The sequence below is a fragment of the Arenibacter antarcticus genome (genome assembly GCF_041320605.1).
Lineage (GTDB): Bacteria > Bacteroidota > Bacteroidia > Flavobacteriales > Flavobacteriaceae > Arenibacter > Arenibacter antarcticus.
On the sequence record NZ_CP166679.1, the window covers coordinates 1153553 to 1171462 of the forward strand.

General features: G+C 39.8%; 14 protein-coding genes and 1 tRNA gene. 10 read left to right on the forward strand and 5 right to left on the reverse strand.

All coding sequences use genetic code 11. The features are described from left to right. Window positions 1-371 precede the first annotated feature (371 nt). From KCTC52924_RS04855 to KCTC52924_RS04875, 5 genes are all read right to left on the reverse strand, one after another. On the reverse strand, window positions 372-863 hold the full coding sequence (locus KCTC52924_RS04855; RefSeq protein ID WP_251806903.1) for a DUF3592 domain-containing protein: 492 nt from the start codon (window positions 861-863) through the stop codon (window positions 372-374). Further along, window positions 860-1411 (reverse strand): DUF3592 domain-containing protein, encoded by a 552-nt coding sequence (locus KCTC52924_RS04860; protein ID WP_251806902.1) that lies wholly within the window; start codon window positions 1409-1411, stop codon window positions 860-862. The genes KCTC52924_RS04855 and KCTC52924_RS04860 overlap by 4 nt, the downstream gene beginning before the upstream one ends. 436 nt (window positions 1412-1847) lie before the next feature. Beyond that, on the reverse strand, window positions 1848-2150 hold the full coding sequence (locus KCTC52924_RS04865) for a type II toxin-antitoxin system RelE/ParE family toxin (protein WP_251806901.1): 303 nt from the start codon (window positions 2148-2150) through the stop codon (window positions 1848-1850). Beyond that, on the reverse strand, window positions 2134-2394 hold the full coding sequence (locus KCTC52924_RS04870; RefSeq protein ID WP_251806900.1) for a hypothetical protein: 261 nt from the start codon (window positions 2392-2394) through the stop codon (window positions 2134-2136). Before KCTC52924_RS04870 ends, KCTC52924_RS04865 begins: the two co-directional genes overlap by 17 nt. A gap of 641 nt (window positions 2395-3035) precedes the next feature. Beyond that, a tRNA-Arg gene (locus KCTC52924_RS04875) sits at window positions 3036-3107 on the reverse strand. A gap of 290 nt (window positions 3108-3397) precedes the next feature. Between KCTC52924_RS04875 and KCTC52924_RS04880 the strand changes: the two genes are divergently transcribed. The 10 genes from KCTC52924_RS04880 (at window position 3398) to KCTC52924_RS04925 (ending at window position 17896) form a co-directional block, all read left to right on the forward strand. After that, window positions 3398-5083, forward strand: coding sequence for a ribulokinase (locus KCTC52924_RS04880; RefSeq protein WP_251806899.1), 1686 nt, complete (start codon window positions 3398-3400; stop codon window positions 5081-5083). Window positions 5084-5148: 65 nt separating this feature from the next. Beyond that, window positions 5149-6930 (forward strand): L-fucose isomerase, encoded by a 1782-nt coding sequence (locus KCTC52924_RS04885; RefSeq protein WP_251806898.1) that lies wholly within the window; start codon window positions 5149-5151, stop codon window positions 6928-6930. An 82-nt stretch (window positions 6931-7012) separates the two neighbouring features. Continuing rightward, window positions 7013-8194, forward strand: coding sequence for a sialidase family protein (locus KCTC52924_RS04890; protein ID WP_251806897.1), 1182 nt, complete (start codon window positions 7013-7015; stop codon window positions 8192-8194). A gap of 76 nt (window positions 8195-8270) precedes the next feature. Beyond that, a complete protein-coding gene (locus KCTC52924_RS04895; protein WP_251806896.1) occupies window positions 8271-9431 on the forward strand; it encodes an exo-alpha-sialidase in 1161 nt (386 codons plus the stop codon). Between the two features lie 74 nt (window positions 9432-9505). Next, complete coding sequence (locus KCTC52924_RS04900; RefSeq protein WP_251806895.1) at window positions 9506-9652, forward strand: hypothetical protein; 147 nt, start codon at window positions 9506-9508, stop codon at window positions 9650-9652. A gap of 420 nt (window positions 9653-10072) precedes the next feature. After that, window positions 10073-12082, forward strand: coding sequence for a VCBS repeat-containing protein (locus KCTC52924_RS04905; protein ID WP_251806894.1), 2010 nt, complete (start codon window positions 10073-10075; stop codon window positions 12080-12082). Window positions 12083-12257: 175 nt separating this feature from the next. Then, entirely contained in the window at window positions 12258-13688 is a 1431-nt protein-coding gene (locus KCTC52924_RS04910; protein WP_370671514.1) for a glycoside hydrolase family 2 protein, read from the forward strand. 542 nt (window positions 13689-14230) lie between these two features. Continuing rightward, window positions 14231-15064, forward strand: coding sequence for a hypothetical protein (locus KCTC52924_RS04915; RefSeq protein WP_370671515.1), 834 nt, complete (start codon window positions 14231-14233; stop codon window positions 15062-15064). Between the two features lie 268 nt (window positions 15065-15332). Next, window positions 15333-16619 carry a M14 family zinc carboxypeptidase gene (locus KCTC52924_RS04920; protein WP_251806892.1) on the forward strand — a complete coding sequence of 429 codons (1287 nt, stop codon included), beginning with the start codon at window positions 15333-15335 and terminating at the stop codon, window positions 16617-16619. Then, window positions 16616-17896, forward strand: coding sequence for an exo-alpha-sialidase (locus tag KCTC52924_RS04925; protein ID WP_251806891.1), 1281 nt, complete (start codon window positions 16616-16618; stop codon window positions 17894-17896). Before KCTC52924_RS04920 ends, KCTC52924_RS04925 begins: the two co-directional genes overlap by 4 nt. Window positions 17897-17910 lie beyond the last annotated feature (14 nt).

Sequence of the window (17910 nt, forward strand, 5' to 3'; positions counted from 1 at the left end):
CGGTACTCTGCGGATAAGGAAGACAAAACGATATACCTAACGCAGATCTGCTCAAATGGATAGTAGATAATTATATAAAACGTGACACAGGTCGTTACTTCATATTCCCAAGGAATAATGTTTCACAGTTAAGATGCTACAGGCTTGAACCGAACCAATCTAACTACTTACTACTTTGTACTAGGGAAAGCTCCGCCATTTAATTAGCACCTTACCTTTAAACACCAAACTTATTTTAGCTAAAGTTCGTTTGCTCGGGCCCGTCTGAGGGATGGATTCTACATTCTAAGATAGAATTCGCTCAAGCTCAAAATAAAAACTACTTATACTTCTAATTGTAACATTACGCTATTTCTATTTTGACGTATGATTTAATTAACCAAAATTTGGTCCAGCACCCATTGTGAATTATCACTTTTTTCATAAATCCACAACACTAGGGCAAGTCCGAGAAAGGCCAATCCGAAAGAAATAGCATAGTTAATGGAATAATTTGCTCCAACAATTAAGCAAGACTGGGATGTTTTATGCGGGTTATAATACACCTTCACCTGGGTACCTTCCTTTAATATTTCCAAGATTTTATTTTTCTCCTCGCTGTTGGTTCCCCAGGTACCCATGTAAGGAAAAAGATTGTCCCCTACTAGGGTTTGTTCCCCTCCTGGCGACTCGTAGTCATAGGCAAGGTCTACCGTATATTTTATCTTCTGATTTCCATCAGAGTCTTTAGATATCTTTTCCACAAGTTGAGCCTTGCTAATGGTTCCAATTGTTTTATGCCATCTTTTGGCCTTATGGTCCAGTATTTTTATGACTATTCCAAATATACTGAAGACCAATCCGATAAGGAAAGTAATTATCATGCTACAACAGTTATTCTATCAGTTAAGTAATTCGCCGAGTATCTCATATGTATAAATATCCAACACCCAAGTAAAAGAGGAAAGATCAACATAGCAATTCCTTCACCCATATTTCTTAGGTCAACATCGTATTTAATAAGGGCAGATTGTGCTGGATTATTGGGGTTATAATAAACCATCACCTTCTTTTTATCTTCCAGTTTTGAGTAAAGCTTGCTGTGAAAGTAACTGTCATAGTGCTTTTCGCTATTGAGTCCTATAGATGCGTTGGTAAAAGTTTCCCCTTTATGGCTATAAGAATATTTAATGATGCATTTCATTAAGGGGAACACCATAGCCGTTTCTTCGGGCAGATTTGGATTAGGACGCTTATTCAGGACCACTTCCACAATATCTCCCTCAATTTGCTCCCATTGATACCGATCGTTATGAGTAAGGCTATTGTAGGTTTCATATAAATTATAACCACCCTGCCCAACGAAGAATAACAATGTACCAAGGAGTACGGCAACAAATAGGTAGACTATAAAAGATGTTAGTAGGTTCATGTTTATTGGTGTTACACGTTTATTAGGAACGGGAAAAGTGGGGAAAAGTTGTGTTATTATCACTACATGATAAAACTCCAATCCCTGTCTCATGGAAAAGAAGGTTGGTTTTCCATGGGAACCATTAGTAAAAAAAGTAGAAAGAGCGGGGTAATACTGAATAGCCATTTATAAGAAACAGTAACTAATAACACCATTGGAAAATAGGACTTAAAGCATTAAGATAGATCAAAGCTGCAGGTTGATTTCTTAATATTTCAGCTGATGCCATTTTAATTAGATACTTTCCGATATAGCCTTATCATTAGTTACAAAGGTGTCGATAAATTATAGGAAAATCGACATATATTTGTATTGTGTCTATGTCATCGACATCGTTGTATATCCAAGAGGTATTAATGGCATGTGCAACGATTGCCTATTTTATGCAACGGTATTATATTCTTTTCTTTTTAGGGTTTTGTCGATTTGAGAACAATGAAATGATTTCAACATTTTCATTATTGACCCTATAATATAGATTGTTGAATTTTTCAACAACAGCTTTTCGAATTCCTGATTTTTCTGTTGAAGAAGGGAATAATTCAGGAGTTTTAGAGATTAATTCAATGGTGTGGTCAAGTTTTGCGGAAAAATTTCTCAACTCTCGTTCGGTCCAGTTGGTTTCCAAATATTCGATAGTCTTTTTTAATTCGGATAAAGCGTGATCTGCCCAAACAATTTTAAAGCCACTTCTCATAAACTTTCTTTACAGTTGAGTGAGAAGTTAGTTTTCCATCATCGGCATCTTGTATCCCTTTCTCAATTGATTCCTTTTCATGGGACTCAATCTCATTCCACCAGTCAGTTCTTTCTTTTTCCCTCAGCTTCATCAGCTCGTCAATCATGGACTTATCGTTCAGAGTTGAAAGCCACTGAATCAGTTCGATTTTCTTATTTTGAAGATTTATATCCATAATCTCAAAGTTACTAATTTCAATCATTATTTCAATCTATCCGAAATGCTTTTTCCTGTTGCATAACGTACAGATATAGCAATAATTTACTATCCATTTATTTTAAAATTACTAATCTAGGCAAAAAATTATATGAAATACTGTGGCCAAACAACTAAAATTATTTCATGTAAACAATCAAAAAGGAACCCTGAACAACAAGGGATAAAGATTTTTGATCATTTTAAGAACCAGTGAAGTCTTCGAGATTCACTAATAAAACTCCACCATTAAAAATCAATCCCCATAGTGATGGGAAACAGGAGCCCTGTTCAGTCAACCTTTAAATATCATATGATATCAAAGAATAGTTGAGAAACTATAAATCCGATCGTTTTATAATAAAACGATCGGATTTATAAGTTAAAAAGTGACCTCACCAAGAATTACTTCGGCTCCGCGCTGCACAGGCTTCGATTCAAAGCTGGCGCTTTTCGTGCTACGCACGTTTGGTTAGTGACCTCACCAAGAATTACTTCGACTCCGCGCTGCACAGGCTTCGATTCAAAGCTGGCGCTTTTCGTGCTACGCACGTTTGGTTCGTGACCTCACCAAGAATTACTTCGACTCCGCGCTGCACAAGCTTCGATTCAAAGCTGGCGCTTTTCGTGCTACGCACGTTTGGTTAGTGACCTCACCAAGAATCGAACTTGGATCTAAAGTTTAGGAAACTTCTATTCTATCCGTTGAACTATGAGGCCATTAGCAGATTCTTGTTAAAATCCGCGGCTGCAAAAGTAAAGTTTATTTGATAAAAAAACTCGATACTTTGAGGAATGTTTATTAAAAATTCGCCAAACCAATGATATCTAAGGCCAATTTACAGTTCGCGATTGGGATAACATAGTTTTAACCCCATAAAGCCATCGTATTCTTAGCAAATTTCCTCAAATGCTAAAAAAGTAATATAATTGATGTAAAATGAACATATTTTTCATAAATTGCTTGCTTAAACGTTTAAATTAAAGTCAACCTCTATACAAACCAGCTTATGAAGAATCGGAAATACACCATCGGAATCGACTTTGGAACAGATTCTGTAAGGACCATAGTGGTAGATTCCAGTGATGGCCATATTGTTGGCAATGCCATAGCCCAATACGAAAGATGGGGCAAGGGGTTGTATTGCAATCCTTCAGACAATCAATTTAGACAACACCCCCTAGATCATATTGAGAGCTTAAAACAGGCGATCAAAGAAGTAACCGCGACCTTATCAGATGAAATAGTAAACGGCATAGCAGCAATTTCAGTTGCCAGTACCGGCTCCACACCCGTTGCAGTCAATAAAGAAGGAGTGCCCTTGGCGCTACTCCCCAGTTTTGAAGAAAATCCAAATGCCATGTTTATCTTATGGAAAGATCATACTGCCGTAGGGGAAGCTAAAGAGATTAACGAACAGGCGCATAACAGAAGTAGCATCGATTATACCAAATACAGTGGCGGAGAATATTCTTCAGAATGGTTTTGGGCCAAGATCCTACATACCCTGCGTATAGATACAGATGTGCGGGAAACGGCATATTCTTGGATGGAACATTGCGACTGGATTCCCGCACTACTCACTGGAAATACTAATCTTGAAACTCTAAAAAGGAGCAGATGTACAGCAGGACATAAAGCCATGTGGCATGCCGACTGGAATGGTCTACCGGCAGACGAATTTTGGACACAATTAGACCCTTTATTATCCGGTTTAAGGGACCGTCTTTATACAGACACTTATACTTCAGACCATATTGCTGGAACCATCTCAGCGGAATGGTCGCAACTGCTAGGCCTACCCCAGGACGTGGTGATTGGCGTAGGCTCTTTAGACGCCCATATAGGGGCTATTGGCGGGGCTATAGAACCCTATCATATGGTGAAAGTTATTGGAACCTCCACCTGTGATATGATTGTAGCCCCCAAGTCTGAAATTGGCAATAAAACAATTCACGGAATATGTGGTCAGGTAGATGGATCTATCCTTCCCAATATGATAGGTCTTGAAGCTGGCCAATCTGCCTTTGGCGATCTATATGCCTGGTATAGAGATATTCTGATGTGGCCCGCAAATAAAATAATTGCCAATAGCCAATTGTTAGACGAAGCCACCAAAGCAGCATTACTACAGGAAATGGCAAAGGAGATGCTATCCCAACTATCCTTGGCTGCAAGTAAAATAGAAATAGAAGAATCTGGAATAATTGCATTGGATTGGATGAACGGTAGAAGAACTCCAAATTCCAACCAAAATCTAAAAGGAGCCCTTCAGGGGTTAACATTAGGCACCACGGCTCCTAATATTTTTAGGGCACTAGTAGAGGCAACAGCCTTTGGATCGAAAAAAATAATTGAACAATTCCAGAACGAAGGTGTTCGTATAGACGGTGTTATTGCTATTGGTGGCGTGGCACAAAAGTCAGAATTCGTGATGCAAATATTAGCGGATGTCTTAGATTTTCCAATTAGGATTATAAAATCAGAACAAACCTGTGCCCTAGGTGCAGCTATGGTGGCAGCCGTAGTCGCCGGTATGCATTCAACTATAAAGGAGGCCCAAGATGCTATGGGAAGCGGATTTCAAAAGGAATACTACCCTATATCCCAGAATGTAGAAAAATATAAAAACCTGTATGCACAATACTCAACATTGGCAGATTATATAGAAGCTCAAGAATTACAGGAAGCCTAAGGCGATAACCTGACCAGTGTTAAATCCATTAAAAAACACAAATTAGAAACCGAAAAAAATAAGTGATGAAAAACAACCACAACCATTTAGGAGCTATACCAAAAGTAGGAATTAGACCCGTAATCGATGCCCGTTTAGGTGGTATTAGAGAGTCCTTGGAGCAGACCACCATGGCCATGGCACAAAGGGTAGCCGACTTTCTTTCCGCTAACCTAAAGAACTATAATGGGACAAATGTAGAATGTGTTATTGCCGACACCACCATTGGTCGGGTACCTGAAGCACAAAAATGTGAGGAAAAATTCCTTAGAGAGGGCGTTGGACTATCTATAACAGTCACCTCATGCTGGTGTTACGGAACGGAAACCATAGATATGAATCCCACACGCCCAAAAGCCATATGGGGATTTAACGGCACAGAAAGACCAGGAGCCGTTTACTTAGCGGCGGCTTTGGCCGGACATGCCCAAAAAGGAGTCCCAGCTTTTAGCATCTATGGCAAGGAGGTACAGGATAGCGATGATGAAAACATTCCAGAAGATGTGCAAAAGTTGTTATTGAAATTCACTAAAGCCGGACTTGCAGTGGCCATGATGAACGGTAAATCGTACCTATCCATAGGTTCTGTTTCCATGGGGATTGCGGGTTCTATAATTAGTGAAGACTTTTTTCAGAATTATTTGGGGATGCGAAACGAATATGTGGATATGAGCGAAGTAAACCGAAGGTTACAGCACAACATATTTGATCCGGAAGAATTTAAAAAAGCCTTAAAATGGACCAAAGAGCATTGTGAGGAAGGTAAAAATTACAATGCCAAAGACTTACAAAAATCAAGGGAACGCATGGATGAAGAATGGGAGACCGTGGTTAAAATGACCTTGATTTCGCGAGATTTAATGATTGGCAATCCAAAATTGGCCGCGTTAGGCTTTGGAGAGGAAGCCTTAGGACACGGTGCCATTGCAGCAGGATTCCAAGGTCAAAGACAATGGAACGATTATATGCCCAATGGCGACTTTATGGAAGCCATCCTAAATTCTTCTTTTGATTGGAGCGGAATTCGTCCTCCTTATATGATGGCTACCGAAAATGACAGCCTTAATGGCATCTCCATGCTATTTGGTTATCTATTGACCAATCAGGCACAAATGTTTTCCGATGTAAGAACCTTTTGGAGTCCGACTTCCATAGAAAGAGTTACTGGTCATAAGCTACAGGGTAAAGCGGCCAATGGAATAATCCACTTAATTAATTCGGGTTCTTCAACACTAGACGGCACGGGACAACAGGAAAAAAATGGGAAACCAGCCATGAAGCCCTACTGGGAAATATCGGAACAAGAAGCTGAAAAATGCTTGGAAGCTACAGACTGGCCTCCGGCGATGTACGAATATTTTGGAGGAGGAGGATACTCTTCCCATTTTGTCACTAAAGGCGAAATGCCGGTAACCATGTGCAGGATTAATGTGGTTAAAGGACTGGGGCCTGTTATGCAAATTGTAGAAGGATGGACGGTAGCACTTCCTGAAGAAGTACATAAAACATTGGATGAGAGGACCAATCCTACCTGGCCTACTACTTGGTTCGCTCCTAAATTAAACAATGATCAAGCTTTTAAGGATGTTTATAGTGTTATGAACAATTGGGGGGCCAACCATGGAGCTTTCAGCTATGGCCATTTTGGTGATGAAATAATAACCCTTTGTTCCATGTTAAGGATCCCAGTAAATATGCATAATGTGGAACCCGAAAGAATATTTAGACCCAAGGATTGGGCTTCTTTTGGAATGGATCAAGAAGCCGCAGATTATAGGGCATGTGAGAATTACGGACCGATCTATTAACAAGATACCCAATTAATATGTCAGCTAGGACAACCTCATTTTATGAATTTAAAAATCGTGACCATACCATATTATTAAAAACATGAAGAAAATTAAATTCACCTTGGTCATAACACTTTTGTACATTTTCTGTACAACAAATTTCTATGGACAGCTACCACAGGAAAATGTTAAACATGTAAAAGTATATTACGAACCGGGCATGTTTGGTGGCTGGCCAGCAAACCATGGGGTATGGAATTGGGGCAATGAGATTTTAGTAGGTTTCTCAAAAGGTCACTACAAGGACTTAGGACCCGGCCGTCATAATTTTGACAAAGAAAAACCGGAGCTTCATGTGTTGGCCCGCAGTCTTGATGGCGGAGAGCATTGGGCTGTAGAGGACCCTGGAGCAGTAGATGGGGATCTCGTGGTTCCCGATAATGGAAGCTACCATGGGGTTATAAGAAAAGACGTACAAGCTCCTAAACCAGTTCCCGCTAATCGTATCAACTTTAAGAACCCCAATCTGGCATTTACGGTGCGTATGACGGACCACCACGGTGCCGAATCGCGCATTTGGTATTCCTATGACAGGGGCCATGATTGGCAAGGCCCGTTTAACTTGCCTAATTTTAATACGCCTGGGATTGGCGCACGGACCGACTATATTATTGATGGTGAAAATGAGTGTATGCTATTTCTTACCGCTGCCAAAGCCAACGGAAAAGAAGGTCGTGTACTATGTGTAAAAACAATGGATGGCGGTAAAAACTGGGACTTCGTTTCTTGGATCGGGCCCGAACCAGTGGGATTTTCCATCATGCCGGCTTCCGTGAGGTTATCCGACAAAGAAATATTGGTAACCACACGCAGAAGGGAAGAATCAGGCCGATTTATAGATGCCTTCCTGTCCAAAGACAATGGGTTAACCTGGAACCCCTTGCCCAATCCAGTGGAAAGCTGTGGAGATGGCAATCCTCCTGCCATGGTAAAAATGAAAGATGGAAGAATATGTCTGATCTATGGTTACAGGGCCTTGGAGCAAGATATCAAAAACAACCGAGACAAAAGTGAAATCAGGGCAAAGATTAGTAAGGACAATGGACGGACATGGAGCAAGGATTATGTGCTTCGTAATGACGGTTCCGGAAAAGATCTTGGCTATCCAAGAGTTGTGCAACGAGCGGACGGTAAAATAGTAGCCCTATATTATTATATGGATAAGGAAACTGGTCCGGAAAGATATATTGCTGCTACCATTTGGGATCCTCCAGCATATTAAGGAGCATTATTATAAAACGTATAACCTGATAAATTTTCATTCAATAATCACCAAATAAGTAAAATAACAAACTATTATGAAACGTATAATTTATTTCCTTCCAGTTTTGGTTCTAATGATTATCTCCTGTAAGAATAAAGTGGAGAAAAACAGCGTAACCGAAGAAACCAAAAGCAGCAATGACATTACAGGTAATTTCACTTTACCTCCATTATCCCAACCAGGGCAAGGTGCTTACCTTAGTGGGGAATTAATCTACCCTTTAGACAACAAACCTACCCCGGAATGCCACGCCTCTACCATAGCGGAAACCCCAACTGGTCTTGTGAGTGCTTTTTTTGCAGGTACCCATGAGAAAAATCCCGATGTTGGTATTTGGGTATCAAGAATGGAGGATGGGAAATGGACATGGCCGGTAGAAGTAGTCAATGGAGTACAAAGTGACACCCTCCGCTATCCAACCTGGAACCCTGTTCTTTTTCAGCCTGCTGAAGGGCCTCTTATGTTGTTTTATAAGGTGGGGCCTGACCCTAGAACATGGTGGGGAATGGTAATGACTTCTCCGGATGGTGGAAAAACTTGGTCCAAACCGGAAAAAATGGGCTCTGACGAAAAAATTGGTCACCTACTGGGGCCCATCAAAAACAAACCCATCCAATTGGCCGACGGAACCATAATCTCACCCACTAGTGCCGAATATAAATTGGAAGATGGCGATGTAGATTGGATGGTGCACTTTGAAATAAGCAAAGACAATGGAAAAACTTGGGAGGTTGTAGGCCCTATAAATGACGGAAAGGAATTTGATGCCATCCAACCTAGCATTCTCACCTATCCAAATGGTAAAATGCAGGTATTGTGTAGAACAAGACAAAATGTAATCTCCCAAAGCTGGTCCGATGACCAAGGCCAGACCTGGAGTAAAATGACCGCTACCGAACTTCCCAACCCAAATTCTGGCACGGACGCTGTGACCTTAGAAGATGGAAGGCAGTTGTTAATATATAATCACACCACAAGAGAGGGAGAAGAACCTAAGGGTAGAAATATGATTAATCTGGCCATATCCGATGACGGCATTAGTTGGAAACCCGTAATGACCTTGGAAAATGTCCCAGCAGAATCAGGATATTCCTACCCGGCTATTATTCAGACCGCCGATGGGTTGGTTCATATCACCTATACGTACGTAAGACAGTCCGTAAAACATGTGGTAATAGACCCAAAGCAATTGTAGGCAGTAAAATAGTGATCGGTCAAATGAACAGAGCACTAAGAATTTATAGTGGACAAGGTTAAAATAACCAACAGATGAGCAAAAAAATGAAAGAGTTTATAAAATTGCAGTCGGTTGTTATCATAGTTTATATGTTGGTTATTCCCTTTTTATTCTCAGGATTTAATAAAGATAAAACCGAAGAATACCTCCATGTCTTGGAGCACAATGGATATTTATAGATTGCCACTTCAGAGGATGCTAAACCAAAAATAGAAGTGTTGAAAATAAAGATTCCAGAATTGGAGGAATTGTAAAGCAACCTACAATTGATTTTTGTATTGAGGATACCAACCATAATGTAAGAAATATTTATTTCAGAAATGGGCCATGATCTATGTACACTAAGGGAATTTATCAGAAATGCGCGAAGGGTGGATTTTCGGGAAAAGGGTTAAGACATTAAGTTGGTTAAATTACAATTCGGTTATAATCAGCCCAATATTTTAAGGATTGTCATGATGTATTGAAGTATGGCATACCTGCCTTACTATGTTTTTTCAAATAGGTTAATTCATTATGACTGAGAAACGTGACATTATCAAAAAAGGAGTTGTCTAGCTATTTCTGAAATTTATATATCTCTGTTAAACTCGTATAAAATGTTTTCTAAAAAAAGCGTTATTATTGGAACTGTAATTATTTCTTCCCTAGTGTCATGTAGTACTGACCCCAGTAATAAGCCCGTATCTTCTAACAATAACAATGGAATACAAAAGCTCGAATTCAACAATCCGGGTTTATTGGTAGATCTCGATGTGGGGTTTAAATCGGTACCAATGCCCATGGATTTTGATGGGGATGGGGATTTAGATCTACTCGTATCCCAATCAGGAAGCTATGTGGAATCTGGGGTGTTCTATTACGAAAACATTAGCGGAAATGTGGATATGCCAATTTTTAGATATGGAGAACGGGTTTCCACAGAAAGATTTCGACTAGGGTATGATGGAAAATGTTTTGAAGTATCCGAAGTTGATGGGCAGTATCATGTTTTAACTCCAGACAAAACAAATGATCAATTATTGATGTATGCCGATGTTCCCGAAAATGTATTTTGGAAACGCGTAACATTACAAATACCAGCCACAGGGCATATACAGGACACCAAATATAATACCTGGAAATTAATCGACTTTGACGATGATTCAATTTATGATTTAATGTGTGGCCTGTCCTCAAAGTATGGAGATTACCTACTTTTTTTTAGAAACAATGGCAGTAATGAATCCCCTCAATATGAGGCACCCCAAAAAGTGCTAACAGCATCTGGGGAACCCATAGGACATCATCTCTATTTGGAAGTCCCTTTGGCAGATTACGATCATGACGGGGATCTGGACTACATTGCTATAAGTGATTTTTCAACTATAATATACTTTAAAAATAAGGGGAATTCAAAAAAATATAGTTATCAAGAAGGGCAACTCTTAAAATATAAAGATGAACCAATACAATTGTATTCACTATATGGAAATGCTACTAGATTACGTGCAGTAGATTTAAATCAGGACGGTTTCGTGGATATCTTGGCAGGTGACGAAGACGGAAAGGTCTCCTTTTTGAAAAATACAGGTAAAATAGTGGATGGAATCCCAGAATTCCTGCCGCCTAGGTTCTTGCAACAAGAAGCCAAGTTCGTGGACGTAGGTGCTTTGGCCACGCCCCGTGTTTATGACTGGGATGGGGATGGACTCCAAGATATTATAAGTGGTAATGGAGCTGGTGATATTTGCTTTATCAAAAATTTGGGAGGATACCTCCCTAAATGGGATGCCCCTAAACCCTTAGAAGTGGCAGGAGTTCCTATAAGGATAATCCCGACCGAGGCACTACCCAATACCGAAGAACCGCATTGGGGCTATACCACCATTGATGTAGGCGATTGGGACGGTGATGGGTTAGCGGATATTCTAGTGAACGACCACAACGGAAATATCGTGTGGTTAAAAAACATTGGAAGTCGGAAAGCACCAAAACTTTGCAAACCAAAACCTATTGAGGTAGAGTGGGAAGGAGAATCACAAAAACCGGCATGGACACCTGGAGTCTCCGTAGGAAAGGAATTACTTGCACCTTGGCGGACTTCTCCGTTCATAATGGATGTAAACCAGGATGGACTTAACGATTTGGTCATGCTAGATTATGAAGGATATCTCGTTGTTTATCCTAGAATTAAGGAAGGGGGTTCCCTAAAATTGGGACATCCTATGCGTAATTTCGTCTTCCCCGATGGAAACCCTATTTTATTAAATCAATTAAGCGGTTCCAGCCATGGCAGGTTAAAAATAACATTTGCCGATTGGGATGGCGATGGCTTAGAAGATCTTGTCTTTTCCTCTAAACCTGCTGTGGATTGGATGAAAAACATGGGAACGAAAGACGGCAAAATGGTTCTGCAATACATGGGACGGGTGGTCTCCAAAACACTTATGGGCCATACCGATGGGCCAGTAGTGTCCGACTTTAACAACGACGGTGTTCCCGACCTATTGGTAGGAACGGAAACTGGGGTCTTATACTATTGGGAAAGACCTAATCACGAAATAACTACTACCATGACCACAACAGGAAAACAGCAACCCGCAAAATATAAATATTTTAAACGCTAGTCCTCAATATTTTAGAGCTTTAGGAGTTGGATAACTTCTGCAATCCAACTCCTGATCAAAAATAGATTCCAAGCAGTTTTAGCCGGTAAAACAGTATTCATCAAAAGAGCAACAAACAAAGAATTTGTAAAGGGCAGCCCCTTAAAAGTCAAAAACCATCTATCTATAATAAGACATGATATCCAAGAAAATACTTTATTTATTAATAGCCCTTGGGTTTTCCGTACAATTATATCCCCAGAAAACAAAGGTGGTACATCTTTCTGGCACCGACGCTGCCAATACCGTTGAGTGGGATTTCTATTGCACGGATGGCCAAAATAGTAAAAAATGGTCTAAAATAGCTGTTCCTTCCAATTGGGAATTGCAAGGTTTTGGCACTTACAACTATGGGCACGATTGGAAAAACAAGGATAAGAAATTGGGCTTGGAACACGGGCTGTACAAACATACATTTACTGTTCCCGAAAATTGGAAAGGCAAAACTATCAATATTGTTTTTGATGGCTCCATGACCGACACCAAGGTTAAGATAAACGGAAAGTCTGCAGGAACAACACATCAGGGAGGTTTTACCAGGTTTAAATATGACATCAGCAAATTATTAAAATATGGCCAGACCAACTTATTGGAAGTTGATGTAGCCAAACAATCCGAAAACGAATCGATAAACCGTGCCGAAAGACAGGCCGATTTTTGGATTTTCGGAGGTATTTACCGTCCAGTTTTTCTAGAGATACTTCCTAAAATCCATGTAACCCGTGCGGCTATAGACGCTAAAGCGGATGGGGCCTTGAAGGTTCTAATTGCGGTCAACAACCCTAAATTGAACTATTCGGTCACAGTCCATCTTTATGATTTAAAAGGCAATAAAATCCATACAGAACATTTAGGCTATTTAAAGAAAGGCAACTCAGAAGAAATTTTTTCGACGAAGTTTAACAACATTAAATCCTGGAATCCCGAATGGCCCACTTTGTACGACATTACCTTTGAATTAAAGCATGAAAATTCGGTTTTACATGAAGTTACAAAACGGATTGGTTTTCGTACAATAGAACTTCGCCAACATGATGGATTTTATATAAATGAAGAAAAAGTAATCTTCAAAGGCGTCAATCGACACTCCTTCTGGCCCGAAACAGGACGCAGTCTGAGTGAGGAAAATCACCTCGAGGACATTAGACTAATGAAAGAGATGAATATGAATGCAGTGCGTATGTCACATTATGTTCCCGACAAGCGTTTCCTTGAATTGTGCGATTCCCTTGGCATTTTTGTATTGAATGAAGTTACCGGTTGGCAGGATGGTTACGATACCCTTGTAGGTCCTAAAATGATAAAAGAAGTTGTATTAAAAGATGAAAATCACCCCAGTGTGATAATTTGGGCCCATGGCAACGAGGGAGGCTGGAATTTTGCCAATGAAAAATGGATCCACTATTGGGATATCCAAAAACGCCCAGTAATTTATCCATGGTTACTGCGTAACGGAGTAGATACCAGTCATTATCCCGAATATAATTATGCTACTGGAAGGTTAGTTTCCGGCATCGATCCCTTTATGGCCACTGAGCTATTACATGGTCTTTATGATGGGGGCTAGGTGCCGGGCTAGATGAATATTGGCGTAACTATCAAACTAGTCCACTGTTTGCGGGTGGGTTTCTATGGGCATTTTCAGACGAGGCCGTTTTACGAACCGATAAACCTGGCCATGTATTAGATGGTGACGGCCACCATGCTCCTGACGGAATTCTAGGGCCCCATCGTGAAAAAGAAGCCAGTTTTTATACCATAAAGGAGGTCTGGTCCCCAGTTCAAATTTCACCTGTCACCATTAACAAGGAGTGGAACGGAACCCTGATTTTAAATAATAAATTTATTTATACCAATTTAAGTCAATGTTCATTTAATTGGAAAACTTTAAAAACAGAAATAGGAAGTAATGAAAAACAAATAGTTGGCACGGGTCATATTTTAGGCCCGGACACTGCACCAGGTACCGCCTCAAAAATAAAACTAGACTGTCGCAAAGCCCTTCAAGATGCCGATATATTTGAATTTACCGCCAAAGACCACAATGGAAAAGAACTATATACATGGAGCTGGCCTATTGTACAGCCCGATAAAAAGGCCACAGAACTATTGCGGCTTATTTCCAATACCGCCAAAGAAATAAGCATAAAAGAACTGGATGGAACAATAAGTGCCTCCGCTAATGGAGTTCAAATTGTATTTAACAAAAAGGATGGCACCCTTCATTCCGTTAAAAATAGTAAGGGAGAAATCTCAATTACCGGAGGAGCAGTTCCAGCTGGGAGCACTGCTCAAATTACAGATACAAAATGGGGAAAAGACGAAGATGGAAACTTCCGATTCGAAATTTTAGGCGATAACTATCCCGAACGTATAATCTGGAAATTTCACAGAACCGGCCTATTGCAAATAGAAGCAAGTCCGCTTCAAAAAAAGATGGAAGGTATTGATTATATAGGCATTTCATTCGATTATCCCGAAGATAAATGTATTGGGGTAAGGTGGATGGGCAGAGGACCTTATAGGGTATGGAGGAATAGGATCAAGGGTAGTAATTTTGGGGTGTGGGAAAAACAGTACAATAATACGGTTACTGGAGAAACTTTTAATAATTTGATTTACCCAGAATTTAAAGGATATCACGGTAATTTGTATTGGGCGCGACTTAAAACTACGGAAACCCCGTTTACCATTATTTCTGAAACCCCAAATTTATATTTTCAACTCTTTCGGCCAAAAGAACCGGAGCATGCTTCAAGTAAGGTATCCCCCCTATTTCCAATGGGCAATCTTTCCTTCTTATATGAAATTCCAGCCATAGGAACCAAATTCAAGGAGCCCAGTAAGCTCGGTCCAAAGAGTCAAAAAGGTTTTTATTCGGGACGTCCAGGTGATGAAAATTATCCTATTAAATTATGGCTCGATTTTAGGGCCGAAAATTAAAACTTTCAACAATGTTCTTTACTCTTTACAGCAAGGGGTCAAAATTTAAATAACCATCTACCATGAAAATCAACCTTGTCAATTATCTATTTTAAAAGGTGTTTTCCTATTTATTAATCAATATAACCGCGCAAAAATTAAATTAATGTCAAATAAAGTTGCTGTTTTTAAATATATTAATTAATATAGCTTAATCGTTAAAGCAATCTAATGTAAGAACCTAACTAAGGTGTTACAATGATTTTAATAGCCCTCTAACATTAAATATATGTCCAGCACTAAAGTAAGTAGACGAAATTTCATAGTGAAAACTGGTTTCATTTCAGCTTCCGTCACGCTATTTCCAAGCTTAATTCCGGTGAAATCATTTGGTATAAGTCCAAGTTTTAATCAGAAAATATTCGTTTCAACCAATTTTGTCAACGGTGGTGGAAAAGTTACTATCCAGGATGAAGAGTTGAACATTATCCGAATTAGCGCTCATGATGAAGGTGAGGGGGGTTGGAGCAAAATCTGGTGGCATTTTATGGTAGCGGGAATTAACCTTAAAGATGAAATTATTCTTGAGTTGGAATTGGGGGCAGGGGCAAATAATCAATTGTTTTTTAGTTATGACCAGAAAAATTGGGGACTTACCAATGCTGGGGAAATAAAAAGTATAGACGACAAAGACTTTATTGTTGTTAAACATATCATTAGAGGGGAAAAAACATGGTTTTCCTATGATTTGCCTTATACGCCCGAGCACATTAACGCTATTCTGGCCGAAAAGGTAAAGACTTATCCGGACATCAAAACTCTAGATTTTTGCAAAACAAAAAAAGGAAGACAGGTCAGCGCATTTCTACTCAAAAATACAGGGCCTGATTCAGATTTTAAGTATGGCATTTGGCTGCAGGCCAGAGCACATGCCTTTGAATCGGGAAGTAGTTGGGTCTTGCATGAACTTATGTGCTGGTTAATGTCCAATGGCACAGAGGCCAAAGCATTAAGGAGTATTTCACAAATATTTATTTTGCCCATTGTAGATGTCGATTCTGTTGTGGAAGGTAGAACAGGAAAGAATCAGAAACCACACGACCATAACCGTGGATGGGACAAGGAATCATCATTCTGGCCTGAAATGACCGAATCTAAGTTACAACTAGCGCAATGGGCCAAAAATGGAAAAATGGATTTATTCATTGATTTTCATGGTCCGGGAAATTCTAGCCACCCCTACTTTATTGTGCCTTTAGCAAAGGATTTGTCCAGTGCAAAACAACGACAAAATAGGTTGAATTTTTTCCAAAGCTTGGATGCAAGGCCAATCAATGAAATGAATAAGTTGACACAGTCTATGACCCAATTTTATTTCAGTGAGCGTGTAGAAATAAAAGGCAAGGAAAACGCGGTTAAATGGGTAAATGAAAATACAACGGACAATGTTGTTTCCTTGACCTTGGAGGTGAATATGGGCACTCCCTTAAGTACACAATCCGGTTATAGGGCGGAGGCTATTGCACTAGGAGAGGCAATATCAAAATATTTTATAAATAAACACCATCAAAAATGAAAAACAGAATACAAAATCTATTCATCTCTTATCAAGAGAGATCTAAATCTATAATGGTCATTAGTCTGTTTTTGGTCATTGGTTTGGGCTGTAAAAGTCAGCAAAATTATCCCGACCCAAGTACTAATCCAACTTCAAATTTAATGTTGCAGGGAGACTGGGTTCAAAATCCACATGATATTAATTTTAGTGATCTTCCCAAGATTCCTTATGAACATGTGGTTGTGAGCAATGTACAGGAGGAAGGCAATAGCGCAGAATATATCTTTTCAGGTAAAACCTTTAAAGGAGGTGTAAATCAGCATAGTTATTTGATATTCCATGCGAATAAATTTTGGCTAATGTGGAGTGAGGGCCCAGGTGTGGAGGACCGAGTGGGGCAAGTGGTAAAATATGCCACAAGTCCAGACGGAATCGAATGGACCGAGCCTAAAATAATGACTCCGTATCTATCGAACTCAAGCCCTACATCAGAATTTTATAATACTAGAAACCCTAAAGGAATGCGCTGGATTGCAAGAGGTTTTTGGCTATATAACGGAGAACTTCTGGCGTTGGCGGCTTCAGATGAGGCAGCAGGATTTTTTGGACCAAGCCTTGAATTAAGGGCTTTTAAATGGGATGAGACTACCCAAATGTGGAAAGATGATGGTCTAATTATGGATGATGCTATAAATAACTTCCCTCCAAAAAAAATTCCTTCGGGAGAATGGATGATGTCAAGAAGATCCCATGACTACAAAGTAAAAGGAGTGGACTTTATGGTTGGTGGGATCGACGGAAAAGATAGTTGGAAAGTTTTTCCAGTTTTGGGCACGACTAGTGAATTAGCCGCAGAAGAGCCCTATTGGTGGGTTCTCCCGGATGAAAAAAGTCTCATGGCGCTGTTTCGCGATAATCGGCAAAGCGGATATTTATATAGGGCATTTTCTACAGATAACGGCCGTACTTGGTCGAAACCTATTCAAACTAATTTTCCCGATGCAAGATCCAAATTTCATGGTTTGAGATTGAGCAATGGAAAGTACATACTGGTTTCCAACCCCCACCCAACAAAACGAGATCCGATTGCCCTGTCCATTAGCGATGATGGCATGGTATTTACAAAAATGGGCTACTTAATGGGCGGGCGGCAAATAGATTACCCCAATGTAATTGAACACGAAGGATATATTTTGATTGCCTTTTCTGGAACCAAACAAAAAATAGAAGTCCTAAAAATAAAAATTACAGATTTGGAAAAATTAAATATGTCAGGTTACGATCCAAAACAATAGAATGAATACACTAA